This window comes from Epibacterium ulvae (assembly GCF_900102795.1).
Taxonomy (GTDB): domain Bacteria; phylum Pseudomonadota; class Alphaproteobacteria; order Rhodobacterales; family Rhodobacteraceae; genus Epibacterium; species Epibacterium ulvae.
Window position 1 is genome coordinate 108,847 of sequence record NZ_FMWG01000010.1, and the last position, 19,843, is coordinate 128,689.

23 protein-coding genes are annotated in these 19,843 nt (G+C 53.0%); 15 read left to right on the top strand and 8 right to left on the bottom strand.

Going from position 1 to position 19,843, the window contains the following annotated elements; translation table 11 throughout:
* Positions 1-10 precede the first annotated feature (10 nt).
* On the top strand, positions 11-526 hold the full coding sequence (def, locus tag BLP79_RS14990) for a peptide deformylase (RefSeq protein WP_090220321.1): 516 nt from the start codon (positions 11-13) through the stop codon (positions 524-526).
* Entirely contained in the window at positions 526-1,431 is a 906-nt protein-coding gene (gene fmt, locus BLP79_RS14995) for a methionyl-tRNA formyltransferase (RefSeq protein WP_090220323.1), read from the top strand. Before def ends, fmt begins: the two co-directional genes overlap by 1 nt.
* Positions 1,432-1,437: 6 nt before the next feature.
* Here the strand turns inward: fmt and BLP79_RS15000 are convergent, their stop codons facing one another.
* The 5 genes from BLP79_RS15000 to BLP79_RS15020 form a co-directional block, all read right to left on the bottom strand.
* The gene (locus BLP79_RS15000) at positions 1,438-2,061 is read right to left on the bottom strand and encodes a trimeric intracellular cation channel family protein (RefSeq protein WP_090220324.1); all 624 of its coding nucleotides are present in this window, start codon (positions 2,059-2,061) and stop codon (positions 1,438-1,440) included.
* Positions 2,062-2,523, bottom strand: coding sequence for a ribonuclease HI (gene rnhA / locus BLP79_RS15005; RefSeq protein ID WP_090220326.1), 462 nt, complete (start codon positions 2,521-2,523; stop codon positions 2,062-2,064). It lies immediately after the preceding gene.
* A 97-nt stretch (positions 2,524-2,620) separates the two neighbouring features.
* The gene (locus tag BLP79_RS15010) at positions 2,621-3,235 is read right to left on the bottom strand and encodes a LysE family translocator (RefSeq protein WP_090220328.1); all 615 of its coding nucleotides are present in this window, start codon (positions 3,233-3,235) and stop codon (positions 2,621-2,623) included.
* Positions 3,236-3,271: 36 nt separating this feature from the next.
* Positions 3,272-4,222 carry a 4-hydroxy-3-methylbut-2-enyl diphosphate reductase gene (ispH, locus tag BLP79_RS15015; protein WP_090220330.1) on the bottom strand — a complete coding sequence of 317 codons (951 nt, stop codon included), beginning with the start codon at positions 4,220-4,222 and terminating at the stop codon, positions 3,272-3,274.
* 139 nt (positions 4,223-4,361) lie between these two features.
* Positions 4,362-4,934 (bottom strand): LabA-like NYN domain-containing protein, encoded by a 573-nt coding sequence (locus BLP79_RS15020; RefSeq protein WP_090220332.1) that lies wholly within the window; start codon positions 4,932-4,934, stop codon positions 4,362-4,364.
* Positions 4,935-5,069: 135 nt separating this feature from the next.
* On the opposite strand from BLP79_RS15020, the gene folK reads away from it, so the two are divergent.
* The 12 genes from folK (at position 5,070) to recO (ending at position 14,660) form a co-directional block, all read left to right on the top strand.
* Positions 5,070-5,639 carry a 2-amino-4-hydroxy-6-hydroxymethyldihydropteridine diphosphokinase gene (gene folK, locus BLP79_RS15025; protein WP_090220333.1) on the top strand — a complete coding sequence of 190 codons (570 nt, stop codon included), beginning with the start codon at positions 5,070-5,072 and terminating at the stop codon, positions 5,637-5,639.
* 92 nt (positions 5,640-5,731) lie between these two features.
* Positions 5,732-6,085 carry a DNA-directed RNA polymerase subunit omega gene (rpoZ, locus tag BLP79_RS15030; RefSeq protein ID WP_090220335.1) on the top strand — a complete coding sequence of 118 codons (354 nt, stop codon included), beginning with the start codon at positions 5,732-5,734 and terminating at the stop codon, positions 6,083-6,085.
* Positions 6,086-6,120: 35 nt separating this feature from the next.
* Entirely contained in the window at positions 6,121-8,265 is a 2,145-nt protein-coding gene (locus BLP79_RS15035; protein ID WP_090220336.1) for a RelA/SpoT family protein, read from the top strand.
* A gap of 27 nt (positions 8,266-8,292) precedes the next feature.
* Positions 8,293-8,997, top strand: a complete 705-nt coding sequence (locus BLP79_RS15040) for a DUF2062 domain-containing protein (protein ID WP_090220338.1) — start codon at positions 8,293-8,295, stop codon at positions 8,995-8,997.
* 151 nt (positions 8,998-9,148) lie between these two features.
* Positions 9,149-9,895 carry a pyridoxine 5'-phosphate synthase gene (locus BLP79_RS15045; protein ID WP_090220340.1) on the top strand — a complete coding sequence of 249 codons (747 nt, stop codon included), beginning with the start codon at positions 9,149-9,151 and terminating at the stop codon, positions 9,893-9,895.
* Positions 9,892-10,512: a LysE family translocator gene (locus BLP79_RS15050; protein WP_090220342.1), complete on the top strand. Its 621-nt coding sequence runs from the start codon at positions 9,892-9,894 to the stop codon at positions 10,510-10,512. The genes BLP79_RS15045 and BLP79_RS15050 overlap by 4 nt, the downstream gene beginning before the upstream one ends.
* A 10-nt stretch (positions 10,513-10,522) precedes the next feature.
* Positions 10,523-10,921 (top strand): holo-ACP synthase, encoded by a 399-nt coding sequence (gene acpS, locus BLP79_RS15055; RefSeq protein WP_090220343.1) that lies wholly within the window; start codon positions 10,523-10,525, stop codon positions 10,919-10,921.
* A 116-nt stretch (positions 10,922-11,037) separates the two neighbouring features.
* Positions 11,038-11,874: a signal peptidase I gene (gene lepB, locus BLP79_RS15060; protein ID WP_090220345.1), complete on the top strand. Its 837-nt coding sequence runs from the start codon at positions 11,038-11,040 to the stop codon at positions 11,872-11,874.
* A complete protein-coding gene (gene rnc, locus BLP79_RS15065) occupies positions 11,871-12,548 on the top strand; it encodes a ribonuclease III (protein WP_090220347.1) in 678 nt (225 codons plus the stop codon). The genes lepB and rnc overlap by 4 nt, the downstream gene beginning before the upstream one ends.
* Positions 12,549-12,634: 86 nt before the next feature.
* A complete protein-coding gene (era, locus tag BLP79_RS15070; RefSeq protein WP_090220349.1) occupies positions 12,635-13,540 on the top strand; it encodes a GTPase Era in 906 nt (301 codons plus the stop codon).
* The gene (locus BLP79_RS15075; RefSeq protein ID WP_090220350.1) at positions 13,540-13,869 is read left to right on the top strand and encodes a DUF1491 family protein; all 330 of its coding nucleotides are present in this window, start codon (positions 13,540-13,542) and stop codon (positions 13,867-13,869) included. Before era ends, BLP79_RS15075 begins: the two co-directional genes overlap by 1 nt.
* Positions 13,870-13,934: 65 nt before the next feature.
* On the top strand, positions 13,935-14,660 hold the full coding sequence (recO, locus tag BLP79_RS15080; protein ID WP_090220352.1) for a DNA repair protein RecO: 726 nt from the start codon (positions 13,935-13,937) through the stop codon (positions 14,658-14,660).
* Here the strand turns inward: recO and BLP79_RS15085 are convergent.
* Together BLP79_RS15085 and BLP79_RS15090 are read right to left on the bottom strand one after the other, a co-directional pair.
* Complete coding sequence (locus tag BLP79_RS15085; protein ID WP_090220354.1) at positions 14,644-15,036, bottom strand: META domain-containing protein; 393 nt, start codon at positions 15,034-15,036, stop codon at positions 14,644-14,646. The two genes, recO and BLP79_RS15085, sit on opposite strands and share 17 nt — an antisense overlap.
* A 158-nt stretch (positions 15,037-15,194) precedes the next feature.
* The gene (locus tag BLP79_RS15090) at positions 15,195-16,883 is read right to left on the bottom strand and encodes an acyl-CoA dehydrogenase family protein (RefSeq protein WP_090220356.1); all 1,689 of its coding nucleotides are present in this window, start codon (positions 16,881-16,883) and stop codon (positions 15,195-15,197) included.
* Positions 16,884-17,029: 146 nt separating this feature from the next.
* Between BLP79_RS15090 and BLP79_RS15095 the strand changes: the two genes are divergently transcribed.
* Positions 17,030-17,797, top strand: coding sequence for a sulfite exporter TauE/SafE family protein (locus BLP79_RS15095; protein ID WP_090220358.1), 768 nt, complete (start codon positions 17,030-17,032; stop codon positions 17,795-17,797).
* Between the two features lie 98 nt (positions 17,798-17,895).
* On the opposite strand, the gene BLP79_RS15100 is transcribed toward BLP79_RS15095, so the two are convergent.
* Positions 17,896-19,494, bottom strand: a complete 1,599-nt coding sequence (locus BLP79_RS15100; RefSeq protein ID WP_090220360.1) for a phosphoenolpyruvate carboxykinase — start codon at positions 19,492-19,494, stop codon at positions 17,896-17,898.
* Between the last annotated feature and the right edge of the window lie 349 nt (positions 19,495-19,843).

The following is a 19,843-nucleotide window of genomic DNA, read 5'->3' on the forward strand; positions in this document are numbered from 1 at the left end:
GGGAAGTGCCATGACTGTTCGTAAATGCCTGCCATGGCCTCATCAGTGCTTGCGTAGCGTTGCTGATCCTGTGGTCGAGATCACAGAGGAAACGCGCCAGATTTGGCAGGATATGATTGATACGATGGAAGCCATGCCGGGGGTTGGTCTGGGGGCGAACCAGATCGGCGTCCTACAGCGTCTTGCAGTTGTGGATGGCTCAACCGAGCGTGGGAAGGCCGTGCGTATGGCCAACCCTGAGATTTTGCACAAATCGATTGAGCTGCGCGAGCATGAAGAAGCCAGCCCAAACTTGCCAGGCGTTTCTGCTACGATTAAGCGCCCCCGGGCTGTCACGGTACGTTTCATGGATGAAACCGGTGCAGTGGTCGAGCGTGATTTTGTCGGTATTGAAGCCACCAGTGTTCAGCATCAAATCGATCATCTGAATGGCAAAATGTACTTTGACCACTTGTCAAAAATGAAGCGGGACATGTTGGTTAAAAAGTCCAAGAAATTCGCGAAACCCAGCTGTGGGTGCTGCTGATGCGTGTGGTATTTATGGGCACGCCGGATTTTTCGGTTCCGGTTCTGGATGCGTTGGTTGCCGCGGGGCATGAAATTGCCGCTGTGTATTGCCAACCTCCACGGCCTGCCGGCCGCGGCAAAAAAGACCGCCCCACCCCCGTTCACGCCCGCGCTGCGGCACTGGGGTTTGAGGTGCGACATCCGGTTTCTGTTAAGTCTTTAAAGGAACAGGAAGCCTTCGCAGCACTCAATGCTGATGTTGCGGTTGTTGTGGCCTATGGGTTGATTTTACCACAAGCGCTGTTGGATGCGCCGAAATTTGGCTGTTTGAACATTCACGCAAGCCTTTTGCCTCGCTGGCGCGGGGCTGCTCCGATCCACCGTGCAATTATGGCTGGGGATGCGGAAACGGGCGTTTGCATTATGCAAATGGAGGCCGGGCTTGATACAGGGCCGGTGCTGTTGCGCGATGTCCTGATGATCGGCGCAGAAGAAACAACAGCAATCCTGCATGATCGCCTGTCTGAACAGGGGTCTGTATTGATTGTGAAAGCGCTTGCGCAATTGTCGTCCCTCACCCCAGAAACTCAGCCTGAACAGGGCGTGACCTATGCAGAAAAGATCGACAAAGCAGAGGCGCAGATCGATTGGTCAAGGCCTGCGGAAGAGGTGGATCGCAAGATTCGCGGCTTGTCACCTTTCCCCGGTGCTTGGTGTGAAATCGACGGGCAGCGCGTGAAACTTTTGGTGTCGCGTTTGGCGAGCGGGGCAGGTAAACCGGGAACGGTTTTGGACGAGACGCTGACGGTTGCCTGTGGCAAAGGTGCAGTGGAGCTTTTACGCTTGCAACGGGCAGGCAAGGGCGCTCAGGACCGGGAGGTTTTCTTGCGCGGGTTTCCCATCGTCAAGGGCCAGCAGCTCTAAGCGGTCTCATTGTCGCGGAGGGCGGCTTTTGTAGACTGGGATGTGCCACCCGAAGGTGATAGACCCTGCCCGAAGCGCCCATGTTGTTGCTGCGCAGACCAGCAGTGCCGTATTGATGGGCAGCCCAAATTGCAGGGTGATCAATCCAGCAATCGCGCCTGCCATAGCGCAAGAGATGTATAGTTCACCCTGTTTTAAGACCAAAGGCACCTCGTTGCAGACGACGTCACGCATCAAGCCGCCCAAAGACCCGGTCGCCATCCCCATAAGAACGACAACGACGGGGTGTTGCTGCGTTTCCAAGGCTGCAGCCACCCCAGCCGGGACTGCAACGGCGAGCGCAAAACTGTCGAGCCAGATAACCCATTTCATACGGCTTTCAAGCAAATGCGCTGTGACAAAGATTCCGACTGCTGCTGCTGTCGCCCAAAGGATATAGGCAGGTTCTGCAACCCAAAATACCGGGTGGCGGTCTAATAAAAGATCGCGAATTGTGCCGCCGCCAACTGCAGTCAGACAGGCGACAAAAGCAAAACCAACAATGTCCAACTGCGCGCGGCTGGCGACCAATGCACCTGTCAATGCAAAAACCACCACAGACGCTGTATCTAGGATCGTCGGCAGATCCATTTAATTTTTGGATGCTTTGAATGGGGCCATGCCTGCGCGTGCCAATTCATCGGCCCGTTCGTTTTCAGGATGGCCTGCGTGGCCTTTGACCCATTCCCAGGTTACCTGATGACGTGCTTGCGCTGCATCCAAACGCTGCCAGAGTTCGACGTTTTTTACAGGTTTCTTAGAGGCTGTTTTCCAGCCATTCTTTTTCCAACCGAAAATCCAGCCGGTGACGCCGTTTTTGACATAAGCGCTATCGGTGACCACTGTGATAGTTGATGGGCGCGACAGGCTTTCCAGTGCCTGAATGGCAGCCATCAACTCCATTTTGTTGTTTGTGGTTTCAGCGTCGCCACCGCTGAGCTCGCGCTCTTTCACGATGTTGTCGCCGTCCATTGCACGCAATAGCGCGCCCCATCCGCCGGGGCCGGGATTCCCGGAGCAGGCGCCATCTGTATATGCAAAAAGTTGTGCCATGTTTTGACCCTTAACGGGAAAGGAAGGGGAGCGCAAAGCGTGAAAACGAGCAGATCTGGCTTTTCTTGGTGTTTGTCAGATTTGAGATGATACAGATTTAGCTGCGCTCTAGCGCCAGACGCCCTGCAAGCAACGCAAAAATGCCTGCAAAGCTGTAGTTAAGCCAACGCATCGCTTTCTCGCTGGTCAGCAATAAATCGCGTGCCTGCGCTGCAAAGAGGCCGTAGATGGTAAAGATTGCAAGTGTCAGCAGCATAAAGACACCACCCAATGATGTCATTTCGAGAGTGGCCGTTTCTGCATTGCCGGTCAAAAATGGTGGTATAAGGGCGAGAAAGAACAGTGAAAGTTTGGGGTTGAGAATGTTGATCAATGCGGCACGCCGCGCGATTGCGACGCCGTTTGCTCTGGGCTGTTGCCCATTGATCGCGAGTGCTCCACTGGTTTGCAGGCTTTTCAGTGCAAGCCACAAAAGATAAACAACACCGGCCCATTTGACAGCTTGAAACAAAAGGGCTGAACTGTGCAAAATGGCAGCCAGCCCAAACGTTGCAGCAACCAGATGTGGGACAATCCCCAATGTGCAGCCCAGAGCCGCCCAAAGTGCAGCAATACGTCCCTGACTGAGGCCCATCGCAAGGGTAAAGATCACACCGGTGCCGGGGATTAGCACGACAACAAGTGTCGTAAACAGGAATTGTGCTGTGATCATGAATGGATGTCCTGAAACAGTGGGAAATTTGAACGATCAGGCCGGTTCGCGTAAGACGCGCGGTACTTTGAACTCCACTGTTTCCACGGCTGTTTCAACAAGCTCTACCGTGACGTCAAAACGGGCTTTGAACGCATCAATAACTTCGTTGACCAGCAGTTCAGGTGCAGATGCGCCTGCGGTAATCGCCACAGAGCGAATACCTTCAAGCGCGCGCCAGTCGATGTTTTCAGCGCGCTGAACCAGCTGCGCGTAGTCACAACCGGCTTTTGCGCCCACTTCGACCAGGCGGCGTGAATTGGAAGAGTTCGGAGCCCCAACCACCAAAAGCGCATCGGCCTTTGGCGCCACAGCCTTAACCGCGTCTTGGCGATTGGTGGTGGCGTAGCAAATGTCTTCTTTATGTGGCCCGATGATATTAGGGAACCGGATTTCAAGGGCGGCAATTATATCCTTGGTGTCATCAACGGACAGAGTCGTTTGTGTGACGAATGCGATTTTATCCGGGTCGCGGACATCGACAGCGGCAACATCGGCGACGGTTTCAACCAATAATACTTCACCATCAGGCAGCTGTCCCATGGTGCCGATCGTCTCGGGGTGGCCTTTGTGGCCAATCATAATCATCTGCAGCCCATTTTCCGCATGACGCTGTGCTTCGATATGGACTTTGGAAACCAGCGGGCAGGTGGCATCAACATAGACCATATTGCGCTGCTCGGCAGCCGCAGGAACTGATTTTGGCACGCCATGCGCAGAGAAAATCACCGGACGATCATTTGGGCATTCGTCCAACTCTTCGACGAACACCGCACCTTTCTCTCTCAGGGAATCGACCACGAATTTATTATGTACGATCTCATGGCGTACATAGACAGGAGCGCCCCATTTTGTGAGCGCCATTTCAACAATCTTGATGGCCCGGTCTACGCCTGCGCAAAATCCACGAGGGGCAGCAAGATACAATGTCAGTTCGGGTGTTGTCATGATGTGGTCTCTCCTTGACATTGAGAGGTAAGCACTTTGGCGCGAGAGGTCCAGTGATCTGTGGATATGTTGCTTGTGCTTTTATCACAGCAAACAGGGCCCCCTATGGGAGCCCCGTTGGTTTGGTTGTTTGAGGAGGTTACTCGCTACTTTCTACCGGATAGCCGACATCTCCAGAGCCTTCGCGCGGAGGACGGCCAATGACATCTCTGAGGCCATCAAGTTCAATGAAGTTGTCCGCTTGGCGGCGCAGTTCGTCTGAAATCATTGGTGGCTGGCTGCGGATCGTCGAGACGACCGAAACCCGGACCCCCTGACGTTGCAAGCTGGCAATCAACGGGCGGAAATCCCCATCGCCCGAAAATAGCACGATATGATCCACACGTGGCGCAAGTTCCATAGCATCGACTGTCAGCTCGATATCCATGTTGCCTTTGACTTTCCGACGCCCCATGCTGTCGGTATATTCTTTGGCGGGTTTTGTGACCATGGTGAAGCCGTTGTAGTTCAACCAGTCCACCAGTGGGCGGATTGGAGAGTATTCATCATTCTCCAAGAGAGCAGTGTAGTAGAATGCGCGCAGTAGCTTGCCACGACGCATAAATTCCTGTCGCAGCAGTTTATAGTCGATATCAAATCCCAGCGCCTTCGCTGCGGCGTAAAGATTCGACCCGTCAATGAACAGCGCGAGCCGTTCGTCTTTGTAAAACATAAATATGTCCCTTCGGTATAAATCTGCGACGCCGTTCCGTGAGTGGTGATTAAAATTCTGGCGATGCAGTTACATGTAATTTAAATCTATTAGCGTCTGCCGCAAGTGTATCATCGTTATGAAATAAGGTCAAAAATGCATGAAATTAGGACAACAGCATGGATTGCTTTAGGGGGAAACTTGCCACGAGGTGCAGAAAAACCTGAAAGAACGCTGTCTGAAGCAATTGAGATGATTGCGAGTCGTGATATTCAAATTTGTTCAATTTCAAAGTTTTACAGGACGCCTTGCTTCCCGAAAGGGGGCGGGCCTGACTATGTGAATGCTGCGATGTCGGTAAAAACGACGCTTTCTGCAGGGGCCTTGCTGACAGAGTTGCATCACGTTGAAACACATTTTTCACGTGTCCGCGAGGAACGTTGGGGGGGGCGAACATTAGATCTGGATTTGCTTTCTTTTGGAAATGCGATTCTTCCAAATTTGGATAAATATGCGAAATGGCGCGATTTGGACCTGCAAACGCAAATAAAATCAGCACCAGATGAACTGATTCTTCCGCACCCTCGTTTGCAAGATCGTAGTTTTGTGTTGATTCCCTTATGTGACATCGGTGCTGACTGGAGCCACCCTGTGTCAGGCGAAACAGCGCTGAATTTACGGGATCGTTTGTCGTCGGAAGATATTTCTTCGGTTGAGGCGCTTTAAACGCTTGACACAGTTGCATTGAGTGCTTGCCTCTGCAGCGTTTTAGCCTTACACGGGTCACCTCTGGATCCACATTCATTGGAGAGTCGCCCATGGCCCGTGTAACGGTTGAAGACTGCGTCGATAAAGTTCCCAACCGCTTTGAGCTGGTAATGCTGGCTGCACATCGTGCCCGTGAGATTTCGGCCGGTGCTGAACTGACAGTCGAGCGGGACAATGACAAAAACCCAGTTGTCTCCCTGCGTGAGATCGCTGACGAAACCCAAAGCACCGATGCGTTGCGGGAACGTCTGATCGAAAGCAATCAAACCCAGATCGAAGTGGACGAGCCTGAAGAGGATTCCATGGCGTTGCTGATGGGTTCTGAGACGGACAAACCTGAAGCAGATGATATGTCTGAAGAAAAACTACTTCGCGCACTGATGGAGGCCCAAAGCCAGGGCTAAGTGGGCGTATTTGAAGACGAAGGTGCGGACTATTTATGATTTCTGCTGATGATCTGATCGAACTGGTCCGTACCTATAATCCCAAAACAAATGCAGACAGGCTGATTGATGCTTTTGCTTTTGGGGAGCAAATGCACGAAGGACAGTTTCGCCACTCGGGTGAGCCTTACTTTACGCATCCTGTAGCCGTAGCGGCAATTCTTTCAGAGCAACGGTTGGATGACGCATCCATTATCACTGCTCTGCTCCATGATACGATTGAAGACACCAAAACCTCTTACGAGGAAGTTGCTGAACGGTTTGGAGATGAAGTTGCAAAGCTGGTCGATGGTGTGACCAAGCTGACCAATCTGCAGCTCTCCTCCCGTGAAACCAAGCAGGCTGAAAATTTCCGCAAGTTGTTCATGGCGATGTCCAAAGATCTTCGGGTCATTTTGGTCAAGCTAGCCGATCGTTTGCACAATATGCGTACAATCAAGGCAATGCGCCCAGAAAAGCAGGCCCAGAAAGCCCGCGAAACCATGGACATCTATGCACCTCTTGCTGGTCGCATGGGGATGCAGTGGATGCGGGAAGAGCTTGAAGATCTCGCATTTCGGGTCCTCAACCCAGAAGGGCGGCAGTCCATTATTCGTCGCTTTGTAACCTTGCAGAGCGAAACAGGTGATGTGATCCACCGGATTACTGGCGATATGCGGCTTGAATTGGGCAAGGCCGGAATTCAGGCAGATGTCTTTGGCAGAGCCAAGAAACCCTATTCCATCTGGCGCAAGATGCAGGCTAAGGATCAGGGATTTTCGCGGCTCTCTGATATCTATGGTTTCCGGGTTATCACTCAAAGCGAGGAAGACTGTTATCGTGCGCTTGGCGCCATCCATCAGCGGTGGCGGGCCGTGCCTGGGCGCTTTAAAGATTATATCAGTCAGCCAAAATCCAACGGGTATCGTTCGATCCACACGACGGTTTCAGGTCGTGATGGCAAGCGGGTTGAAGTACAGATCCGAACCCGGCAGATGCATGATGTTGCTGAAACAGGTGTTGCAGCGCACTGGTCCTACAAAGATGGTGTGCGGTCACAAAACCCTTTTGCGGTTGATCCTGCCAAATGGATCGCATCGCTATCAGAGCAGTTCGATGCGGAAGAGGATCACGATGCTTTCCTCGAAGCGGTCAAGCTTGAGATGTATTCAGATCAAGTTTTCTGCTTTACCCCTAAAGGGGATGTGACCAAGTTGCCAAAAGGCGCAACGCCGATTGATTTTGCCTACGCCATTCACACGCGGATTGGGCACGCCTGCGTCGGGGCCAAAGTGGACGGCATTCGTGTGCCGCTGTGGACACGCCTTCGCAATGGTCAATCTGTGGATGTGATCACAGCGGAAGGTCAAACGCCTCAGGTCAGCTGGCTGGAGATTGCGACAACAGGTAAGGCGCGCACAGCTATTCGCCGTGCGTTGCGTGAAGCGGATCGCGAACGATTTGTGAAGCTGGGGCATGAACTGGCCCGCTCGGCGTTTGAACATGTAGGGCGCAAAGCAACTGATAAAGCGCTTGAAACCGCCGCGCGGGCGTTGCGGGTTGGCACGGTTGAAGATCTCTTATCTCGCCTCGGTGCCGCAGAAATGACTGCACATGATGTTGTGCAGGCCGTTTATCCAGAAATTGTGGATGGCACAGGGGATGAAATTTCGCCCCGCCGTGCCGTCATTGGCCTACAACCGGGGCAGAGCTTTGAACGCGCGCCCTGTTGCCAGCCGCTTCCTGGCGAACGTATTATCGGAATTACGCATCGCGGGCGTGGCGTGGAAGTTCACGCCGCCGATTGTGATCGTTTGAGCGAATTTGATGAACAGCCGGACCGTTGGGTAGATGTCAACTGGCATGGCGGCACTCACCCAGCTGCATATGGAACCACGTTTGAACTGACGATTGGCAATGATGCAGGTGTACTTGGGCGAATTTGCACATTGATTGGTGAGAAAAAGGCCAATATTTCTGATCTGAAATTCCTAGATCGGAAACCAGACTTTTACAGACTTATGGTCAATGTGGAATTGCGAGATGTTGAACAGCTTCACTCGCTTATGTTGACCTTAGAAGCTGAAAGCGATGTCGCTGCTGTCGCCAGATTTCGGGCAAAACCCGAAACGTCGGGGTGGAAGGGATTGCAAAACAGCTGAGGTCTAAGTTGAAAAGGACGTCGACCGTTGGTCTTTAAACGCCGGGATAAGCGTTCGCTGCTTCGTGTCATTGCGGATTTCGTCTGGCCGCGCGGCGGTTGGGCTAGAGCTTTTCTGTATGTAAAATATAGAGTGCGGCGTTTGCCAGACTCCCCTGAACGCATCGCGCGGGGAGTTTGGGCTGGTATGTTCACCACTTTCACGCCGTTTTACGGGGTTCACTTTTTCATTGCAGCGTTTCTCGCACGCGCCATGAATGGCAATATTCTGGCGGCACTAAGCTCTACGTTTTTTGGTAACCCTCTCACTTATGTCCCTATTGGCGTGATCTCCCTTCAAACAGGTCATTGGATTTTAGGGACGGAATTCGACGATGAGGTGGACGCTTCATTGGTGTCTAAATTCCTGGCAGCTGGACATGATTTAAAAAACAACCTGCTGTCGCTGTTTTCAGACCGACCGGTGGATTGGAGCGGATTGCGCCTTTTCTATGATGAGGTTTTTTTCCCTTACATGATTGGTGGGCTGATTCCCGGTGTTGTTGCCGGAACGGTTGGGTACCTTATTTGTCTGCCTTTGATCCGGGCCTATCAGCAGCGCCGCCGGGCAAAGATCAAGGCTAAATTCGAAGCGATTAAACGTGCTGCAGCGTTGGTCGAATTGGAGCAGGGGGCGCAATCTATTGCAAAAGCTTCTGCACCAGATGCAGTATCACTGCGTAAGGCCAATTAGTATTCTTCTGAAGGTGATAACGGTATTGCTGTCAAAGCTTGAAACCCGCCTTTCCACGGGTTTCATGAATGTATCGTGGCAATTTCAACCTTGCTCTCAGCCGGTGTACAGGCCATGGATTATCTAAACGACATCGTACAAAGGGCTCCCCATGGCTGATACGACCTTACGCCTTGGTGTGAATATTGACCACGTTGCAACTTTGCGAAACGCGCGTGGTGGTGCTGTGCCGGATCCGGTTCGCGCAGCGTTGATGGCACAAACAGCAGGTGCCGATGGGATCACTGCGCATCTGCGCGAGGATCGGCGCCACATTGTTGATGCAGATATTGAAGCCTTGATGGATCAGATCAGCATTCCTCTCAATTTTGAGATGGCGGCAACGGAAGAAATGCAGAAAATTGCGCTGCATCATAAACCACATGCGGTTTGTATCGTGCCAGAAAAGCGGGAAGAGCGCACCACAGAAGGCGGGCTTGAAGTTGCGCGTGAGGAAAACAAGCTGGCACATTTCATTGCTCCCTTGCGAGATGCGGGCTGTCGGGTATCGATCTTTATCGGGGCAGATGCAAAACAGATTGAGGCTGCCAACCGAATTGGTGCCGAAGTGATTGAACTGCACACAGGCGCCTATTGTGATGCCCACGCCGAAGGTGATTTTGCAACGCGTGATCGCGAGCTGGTAGCGCTCTGCGAGATGGCAACTTACGCGCATAGCCTTGGTTTAGAAGTCCATGCAGGGCATGGTTTGACCTATGAGACTGTTGAGCCCATTGCAGCCTTACCTGAAGTGAAAGAGCTGAATATTGGTCACTTTCTCATCGGGGAAGCTGTGTTTCGTGGGTTAGAATCGGCCATTTCTGAAATGCGTCGCCTGATGGAGGCCGCTCGCTCGTGATCGGTATTGAGTGGATTGCGGTCTGGGTGGCTTGGGTGCTTGCTGGTGGCAGCCCTGGCCCGGCGACGCTTTCCATTGCTGGAACCTCGATGAACACGGGACGCCAGGCTGGATTGTTTTTTTCTTTGGGTGTTCTCGCAGGATCGGCCACTTGGGGTCTGGCTGCCGCAGCCGGGTTGAGCGCGGTCATGCAGGCGAATGCGTGGGTGTTTGAGGTTCTGCGTTATTGTGGGGCGGGATATCTATTGTTTTTGGCGCTAAAATCCCTTCGCTCTGCGTTGTCATCAAACGCCGTGGTGCAGCAACGCGCTTATACGGGAAGCGCGTGGATGATTTTCACTAAGGGGGCATTGATTCACCTGACCAATCCCAAAGCGATCTTATCTTGGGCTTCGATTTATTCACTTGTCCTTCAACCGGGAGCAGGCAGTGGGGCTGTGTTTGGGCTTTTTGCATTTCTATATAGCGGCTCGATTTTGGTATTTGTCGGATATGCGTTCCTATTTTCGTCTTCCAAAGTGGTCGCGGTCTATTCGCGCTTGCGCCGCTGGTTTGAATTTGTGTTTGCAGGTTTCTTTGGGGTGGCGAGCCTCAAGATCCTGACTGCAAGAGTGTGAGGCGCGCGCTTTGATCTTGGGGATAGGCACAGATCTGGCGAATATTGAACGTATTCAAAAGACCCTGGACCGTTTCGGAGATCGTTTCCGCAATCGCGTGTTTACAGATGTAGAACAGCGCAAGGCAGAGCGGCGTCTAGACGTCGCAGGGACCTATGCAAAACGCTGGGCTGCAAAAGAAGCTTGCTCTAAGGCGCTGGGAACCGGGCTGCGCATGGGAATTGCGTGGAAAGATATGGCTGTCAGCAATCTGGAAACAGGACAGCCAGTAATGCAGGTCACAGGCTGGGCGGCGGATCGTTTATCCGCGATGACACCTGCCGGTCACGAAGCGATTATCCATGTGACACTCACCGATGACCATCCTTGGGCTCAGGCCTTTGTGGTGATCGAAGCGCGTCCCAAATAGGACGCAGATTTCAGCTCAAAAGAGTGAAGGTGTCGCGCAATATAGCGTAAACCTTGACTTAGTTGGCTTGGCCCCGCATGTAGCCACGGACCTAGTTTTAGATCTTGGAGAGCCTGATGGCCGCCAAAGCGAAAACCGGCAATTCGATTGTCGAGACAATTAAGACCATTGTGTACGCCCTGTTGATTGCAGGTGTTTTCCGCACTCTGTTTTTCCAGCCCTTCTGGATTCCCTCAGGATCGATGAAAGAAACGCTTTTGATCGGCGATTTCCTTTTCGTGAACAAAATGGCTTATGGCTATTCCCACGCCTCTTGTCCTTCGGTGCGCTTGCCGCAATTTGGCATTAACGTGGACGCAGAGCAGATCTGTCGCTTCTTGGATGGAGACAACACGCGCCTTTTGGGCTCTCAGCCTGAACGGGGTGATGTCGTCGTTTTCCGTCACCCTGTCCATGGTGCGGATTACATCAAGCGGCTCGTCGGTCTGCCCGGTGACAAAATCCAAGTGAAGAACGGTGTCTTGTTCATCAATGACACTGCGGTGAAGCTGGAGAACGATGGCGCCTTTGAAGAGGTCTACGCACCACAAGGGCCGCAACGTTCCGCGCCCCGCTGTGAAAATGGCCCTGTTGGTGTCGGCGGCACCTGCAGCAAATCACGGCAGATCGAAACGCTGCCAGATGGACCATCTTATGCCGTGTTGAATATCGGCAATCAAACCATGGATCATACCGGCGTTTATCAGGTTCCCGAAGGTCACTTCTTCTTTATGGGCGACAACCGCGACAATTCAACGGATAGTCGTTTGTCGCAATCCGCAGGCGGTGCGGGCTTTGTACCGTTCGAAAATCTGATTGGTCGCGCTGATCGTATCATGTTCTCCTCGGCAGGACGCTCAATGCTGTTCTTCTGGACGTGGCGCGGGGATCGTTTCTTTAAGGCGGTCGAGTGAAACTTTCAAAAGAACTTCGCGCATTTGAGCAACGGATCGGGCATAAATTCACCGATCCGACTCTTTTGATGCGTTCCGTCACCCATGCATCGATGTCTTCGCCAACGCGACAAGACAATCAAAGACTCGAGTTTCTAGGTGATCGTGTTTTGGGTCTGGTCATGGCGACTGCGCTGCTGGATCAGGATCAAACTGCCAGCGAAGGCCAGCTTGCCCCGCGTTTTAACGCCTTGGTGCGCAAAGAGACCTGTGCCGAGGTCGCCCGCGAGATCGATTTAGGTGCGGTTCTTAAACTGGGCCGATCTGAGATGCTGTCGGGCGGGCGACGTAAGCAGGCCCTTTTGGGCGATGCCATGGAGGCGGTGATCGCGGCTGTCTATAAAGATTCAGGGTTTGAAGCTGCGCAGAACCTGATTTTGCGCCTTTGGGGCGCGCGGATTTCCAATGTGGAAACGGATGCACGTGATTCCAAAACCTCACTGCAGGAATGGGCACAGGCGCGGGGGCAAAAGCCACCAAGCTACGTCGAGATTTCGCGCAGCGGTCCAGATCATGCACCGGTTTTCACAATTGCAGCACGCCTGGAAACAGGGGCAGAAGCCCAAGCCACAGCTGGATCAAAGAGACAGGCGGAGCAAGCTGCGGCACGCGCGCTGTTGGCAGAGCTGTCATAGCTGTTGCCGATTGGGGAGATTGCCCCACTGGTCCAATACATAAATTTCCTGTAGGGCTATGACCCTGCCAAGCGGGATCAAGAGACATGACAACACGCGCCGGATTTATTGCCCTTATCGGGGAGCCCAATGCAGGGAAATCCACCCTGACGAACTATATGGTCGGAGCCAAGGTTTCGATCGTGACGCATAAGGTGCAAACCACCCGTGCCCGTATTCGCGGCGTGGCTCTTGAAGGGGATGCGCAGCTGGTCTTTGTTGACACGCCGGGCCTGTTTCAGCCCCGTCGGCGTCTGGACCGTGCGATGGTTGCTGCCGCTTGGGGCGGTGCTGCGGATGCTGATGTGATTGTCTTGATGGTTGAAGCTCATCGGGGTGTTACCGAAGGGGTAGAGCGTATCCTTGAGGGGCTGGGTGATATCGGGCAGGGGCGCACTGTCGCACTGGCGATCAACAAGATTGATAAAGTCCAAGCCGAAGATCTTTTGGCGCTGACCAAAGATCTGAACGAACGGTATTCTTTTGCCGAAACCTTTATGATTTCTGCGGAACGTGGCCACGGTGTAGATGCCTTGCGCGAATGGCTTGCAGGTGAGGTGCCTGAAGGTCCCTGGCTTTATCCCGAAGATCAGATTGCCGATCTGCCCATGCGCATGATTGCAGCAGAGATCACCCGTGAAAAACTGACCTTGCGCCTGCATCAAGAGCTGCCTTACCAGCTGACGGTTGAGACCGAAAACTGGGAAGAGCGCAAAGATGGATCCGCTAAAATTGATCAGGTGATTTATGTGGTACGGGACGGTCACAAAGGGATCGTTCTGGGCAAACGTGGCGAGACGATCAAGGCAATCAGCCAAGCGGCTCGCTTAGAGCTGGAAGAGTTTCTGGATCGTAGAATCCACCTGTTCCTGCAGATCAAAGTGCGTCCAAACTGGTTAGAAGAATCAGAGCGCTATTCTGAAATGGGTCTTGATTTCAAAGACGGCAATTGATGGCTCGCCTGACTGCAGAGTTTTGGGTGCAAGCCTATCTCACGCGCCTGCGCCTGTATGATATCCCGGCTTTTGTCACGTCACATGGTGATGATACCGCGGGTGCTGTTTTGGTGAAGCTCAATACGCTGGATGGTGAGGCCGTCGCGTACCACCGGACTTATGATTTGTTGAGCGGTGAACGCATGTGGGATCAGCTGTCCTCTGGTGGTGAGGTCACGGTGGATCAGGCAATTGCACGGCAAAAAGAGTTTGATCCTGACCTTTGGGTGATCGAGGTCGAAGACCGGGCCGGGCGTCATCTTTTGGATGAGCCAGGGTTGGCGTAACCTCTTTCCCTTGGGGCGCGAAACGGTCAAACTGTTGTTGGGTGTGAAAACGAATAGGCCTGCCGATGGAGTGGCGCGATCAGGGAATTTTGTTACGTCGTCGTCGCCACGGCGAAAATGCCGCTATCATAGATGTGTTTACGCGCGCACATGGGCGGGTCTCAGGGTTGGTCCGTGGTGGCGCTGGTCGCAAGCTTGGCGCAATTCTGCAACCCGGCGCACAGCTTGATCTTGCATGGCGCGGGCGGTTGGAAACTCAACTGGGCGTTTTCCGTGTTGAGCCCGTTCGCAGCCGTACTGCTGCAGCGCTTTCAGATCGTGTTGCTTTGGCTGGATTGAATGCAGTGACCGGGTTGTTGCTGTTTTGCCTTCCAGAGCGGGCGCAGTATCTCAGCCTGTATGAAAACACTGAATTTATGCTTGATCTGTTGGAACACCCCGAAGTGTGGCCTCTTGCTTATATGAAATGGGAGGTTCAGCTTTTGGAGGAAATGGGCTTTGCTCTTGATCTTTCGGCTTGTGCTGTGACCGGAGCGACGCAGGAGTTGATCTATGTCTCTCCCAAAAGCGGCCGTGCGGTGTCACGCCAGGGGGCTGGCGAATGGGCAGATCGCTTGTTGCCTTTGCCTTCGGTTCTGCGCGGTGTTGGCGATGGATCTGACCGTGATATTCTAGAAGCGCTCCACACGACCGGCCATTTCGTGGCCCATCATTTGGCCCCTAACTTAGGGGATCGTCCGGTCCCCGAGGCGCGGGCGCGATTCGTGTCTGCGCTTACTCAGCGGCTGTAAAGACCATTTCAGCAGTGTCATCGCCGCGCAGAATAAGTGTTTTATCCAAGACTTCCGCTTCGTTCATGCGCAGCAACAACTGCAACGCATAGGTTTCAGCGTCATAGTCTGGGCACTCCTGTGTGCCGCGCTTCAAATTGTTGAGACTAAACCAAGGATAGGGAGAGTTCACCCGACCCTCAAAACTGTTACAAGGTCCAACACCTTGCACAAATCCACCCTCCTCCATGAAGAGAGAGACCGGGGCCGCAAATGGGTTTTGGTTGATTTCAGTGAGGCTCCACAGGCGAGCGGCTGCGCCATGGCCTGTTAGGGTTTCATCACGGGTGCAGGCGGCAAGAGAAAGAAAAAACAAAGCAACAAAAAAACGGGTCATGGTCGTCTCGAATGATGGGGTTGTGATCGCCTGTGCATCCGAGTTTTACGGAATTTTGTCAATTCATACGCCAGCGCGCAGCAGAGTAACGATGTATTCATGCCACGAAAAAACGGCCCTCAGAGGTCTCTGGGGCCGTGAAGTCGAGGGTGATTGTTTTAGCCGAGCAGACGTCGCGCGATAACTTGTGCTTGGATTTCTGCGGCACCCTCAAAAATGTTGAGAATACGCGCATCACAAAGAACACGAGAGATTTTGTATTCCATGGCAAACCCGTTGCCACCGTGGATCTGCAAACCGTTGTCGGCAGCAGCCCAGGCCACCCGCGCGCCCAGCAGTTTTGCCATACCTGCTTCAAGGTCACAGCGACGGTCATGATCCTTTTCCCATGCCGAGAAATAAGTGAGCTGACGTGCAATCATAATTTCCACAGCCATCATCGCAAGCTTGCCCGAAACGCGTGGGAAGTTGATCAGGCTTTTGCCAAATTGTTTGCGGTCTTGGGCATATTGCATCCCGATATCCAGCGCAGATTGGGCGACGCCAATGGCGCGGGCCGCAGTCTGGATCCGGGCGCTTTCAAAGGTCTGCATCAGCTGTTTGAAACCTTTGCCTTCTTCTCCACCAAGCAGGTTCTCTGATTTCACGTGAAACCCGTCAAAGCCAAGTTCGTATTCTTTCATACCGCGATAGCCAAGAACCTCGATCTCACCACCCGTCATACCTGGGGTGGGGAACGGATCGTCATCGGTGCCAGGCGTTTTTTCAGCTAGGAACATCGACAGACCTTTGTGGTTGTCGGTATCTGGGTTTGTGCGTGCCAGCAGGGTCATCACATGGGTGCGCGCGGCATGGGTAATCCATGTTTTATTGCCTGTGATCTTATAATCCCCGTTTTCGTCCTTCACAGCACGGGTGCGCAGAGAGCCAAGATCGGAGCCGGTATTGGGTTCCGTGAACACCGCAGTGGGTAGGATTTCCGCGCTGGCCAATTTGGGCAACCATTGTGCCTTTTGGTCGTCTGTGCCGCCAGCAATGATAAGCTCAGCAGCGATTTCTGACCGGGTGCCAAGAGAGCCAACACCGATGTATCCGCGCGACAATTCTTCAGACACCACGCACATCGAGGCTTTTGATAGGCCAAAACCACCGTGTTCTTCTGGAATTGTGAGGCCGAAAACCCCCATCTCTGCAAGCTCATCAATGATTTCGATTGGGATCAATTCGTCCTTGAGGTGCCATTCGTGCGCAAAAGGCTCGACCTTTTCCTGCGCGTAGCGGCGGAACTGATCACGGATCATTTCCAGCTCTTCATCCAGACCAGAAGCGCCAAACATGGTCGCGGCTGCGCCCTGTTCTTCCATCAGCTCAACCAGTCGGCTGCGGGCGGCCTGTGTGTTTGCAGATTGACTTAAAGACATGATCTCTGGGGTCATCATAACGCGCATGTCGTCTTGGCTGAGGCCCAGATCTTGAAGGCGAATGATCTCTCCCTGGTTCATGGGGATACCGCCATAGATCTGCCAGAGGTATTCACCAAAGGCGATTTGATGGATCAGCTGTTCCATCTCACCAAACTTACCCTCGCACTGTAGCGCCTCTGCCCATCGTTGCATCTGGCGGAGCGCGTAAACATAGGTCGCAAGCCAAGACAGGCCATGCGCGGCCGTTTGGTTCTCTTCGATCAGTGCGCCCGAGATACGTCCTTCAGCGGTGACTTGTGCTGCAACTTTTGCACGGGCAGTCTCCAAGAGGCCGTCCAACGGTGCAAGCGCTGCTTTGGTTTGGTTCAGCAGGTCGGGCATCAGCGTTGGTGTCATTGCAATATCCTGTCCATCATGGGGCATGAATCACTCCTCTTTCCAGTCGTCACAGTGGTAATCATTTCGCAGTCGCAGCGCAACAAAAATTCAATGAAAAGTTCATTATTATCACAAAATTACTCTGATAATTTTGCACATGCAGCGTGGCTGGAATGTGTTAAAGCCAAAGGATGGAATATTTTTTCACCGGAATGACTCCGCTACAATTGCTTGCCGGGTTTTGTGTTGCTGTTGTTGCAGGAACCGTCAAAGGGACGGTTGGTTTTGGGATGCCGATGATCTTGATTTCGGGGCTCAGCATCTTTGTGGCTCCCGATATCGCTCTCGCTTGGCTTATTCTGCCGACCCTCGCTACAAATGGGTTTCAGGCTTTGCATGAAGGCGTCGGAGCGGCCTGGCGGTCAATGAAGCGGTTTCGGCTGTATCTGAGCGTGGGGGGCATATGCTTGATTGGCAGTGCGCAATTGGTCACGCTTATGCCACAGCACATTATGCTTCTGATTATTGGCGTTCCCGTCATGGGGTTTGCGCTTATGCAGCTTGTCGGGCGTGAGATTAAGCTGCAGCGCGCCAGTTGGCGGGCAGAATGCGCCGTGGCCAGTATTGCAGGCTTCTCTGGTGGGATCTCCGGGGTGTGGGGGCCTCCAACCGTTGCCTATTTGACGGCACTTGGAACGGAGAAGCGAGAACAGATGCGCGCGCAAGGCGTGATCTACGGGCTTGGCTCCATCGCTCTGCTGGGGGCACATATCGGGTCTGGTGTTGTGCGTCAGGAGACTTTGCCCATGTCTTGCCTGATGATCGCCCCCTCTTTGCTGGGCATGTGGCTGGGCAATAAATTACAAAGCCGTATTGATCAGGCAATGTTCAAAAAGGCGACTTTGGTGGTCTTGCTGGTGGTGTCTGCGAACCTGGTGCGTCGCGGCCTGTTGGGCTAGCATTTGCAGTGACTTCATCGCAGCTGAGGAAAATACCAAAGACGCGACAGCCCCCGCCACTGGGGCGAGGGCTGCAATTTAATGTACTGAATTTACATTCAGCCGATGGCAGAGGCTTTCACATCTTCATCGATAAAGGGCAGGTACTGTTCAAAGTTATCCGAGAACATTTGAACTAGTTTGGCTGCCTGTTTGTCATATGCGCCCTGATCATCCCACGTGCGGCGCGGATCCAGCAAAACTTCTGCTACGCCGGGAACCGTGACAGGGACGTCAAACCCAAAGTTGCTGTCTTTGCGGAACTCTGCTTCGGCGAGCGAGCCATCCAGTGCAGCAGTGAGCAGCGCGCGTGTTGCCTTGATCGGCATGCGTGAGCCGATCCCATAAGCACCACCCGTCCAGCCTGTGTTCACCAACCAGCAAGTTGCACCATGCTGGGCGATTTTTTCACGCAGAAGGTTGCCGTAAACCTCGGGGCGGCGCGGCATGAAGGGCGCTCCAAAGCAAGTGGAGAATGTGGGTTCAGGCTCTGTCACACCGCGTTCGGTTCCGGCCACTTTGGAGGTGAAACCAGACAGGAAGTGATACATGGCTTGCGCAGGTGTCAGACGCGAGATTGGAGGCAGAACACCAAAGGCATCACAGGTCAGCATGATAATGTTCTTTGGATGCCCGCCACGCGCATTGTCTGACGCGTTTGATATGTAGTTCAGCGGATAAGCACAGCGCATGTTTGCGGTTAGGCTATCGTCGTTGAAGTCCAGCTCTTTGGTCTCTTCATCAAAGACCATGTTTTCAATCACAGTGCCAAATTTAGAAGTGGTGGCGTAGATCTCAGGCTCGGCCTCAGGGTTGAGATTGATTGTTTTTGCATAACAGCCGCCCTCAAAGTTGAAGGTGCCATTGTCTGCCCAACCGTGTTCATCATCACCGATGAGAACGCGATCTGGGTCAGCTGAGAGCGTTGTTTTACCAGTGCCAGAAAGGCCAAAGAACACAGCTGTGTCCACAGCGTTGCCCGTCGCATGGTTTGCAGAGCAATGCATCGGCATGATACCTTTTTCGGGCAACAGGTAGTTCAGCAGCGTAAAGACGGATTTCTTGTTTTCTCCCGCATATTCGGTGCCGCCGATCAAGATGATCTTTTTGTCAAAGTTCATCGCAATCACGGTTTCAGACCGGCAGTTGTGGCGTGCAGGATCTGCTTGGAAACTTGGGCAGTTGATGACGGTGTAGTCAGCAAGGAAGCCATCCAGATCTTCACAATCTGGGCGGCGCAGCATGTGACGGATGAACAGACCGTGCCAAGCCAGTTCCGTTACCATACGCACATTGATCGAATGAGCAGGGTCAGAACCACCGACCAGGTCCTGAACAAAGTAGTCTTTGCCCTTCATGTGGGTCAGCATATCTGCATAAAGCGCATCAAACCCTTCAGGGCTCATCGCGGCATTGTTGTCCCACCAGATGGTGTCAGTGACGCTGGCTGTTTTTACCACATGTTTGTCTTTGGGGGAGCGTCCGGTGAACTTTCCGGTTGAGACGAGAAATGCGCCACCCTGGCCCAGCGTGCCTTCGTCGCGCTTCAGCGCGGCTTCGATCAGGGCAGGCTCCATCAGGTTATAATAGACATGCCCCAGCCCTTCGATACCTTGATCTTCGAGGCGGAATTGCGGGTTAACCCGACCATATGTCATGCTGCTTTTCTCCTGTAGCGGCGTTTGAGGCGCAGGAAAACTTGCTACGCCCCGGGGGCAAAATTACCAGAGAGTGCTCCGGTGGTTTGCCTCTTAACACGATGGTTTTAGCAAAAAATAGTGGTCGGTGGTGCAGTTAGCGCAACCAAGAAAGCCTTTAGCGCAACCATTGATCCTTTAACGCAAACAATGATGACGATCGGAAAGTTTAATGAGACAATCGCAACGATTGGTAAGGCATTTTTGTGTCACCTTTGCCAAATTATCGTCTGATTCTTGAATTGGGATTGATTCGGTTCGGGACTCCGGCGATGAAAGTTAAAAACAAAATAACGAGAACGAGTAGCTC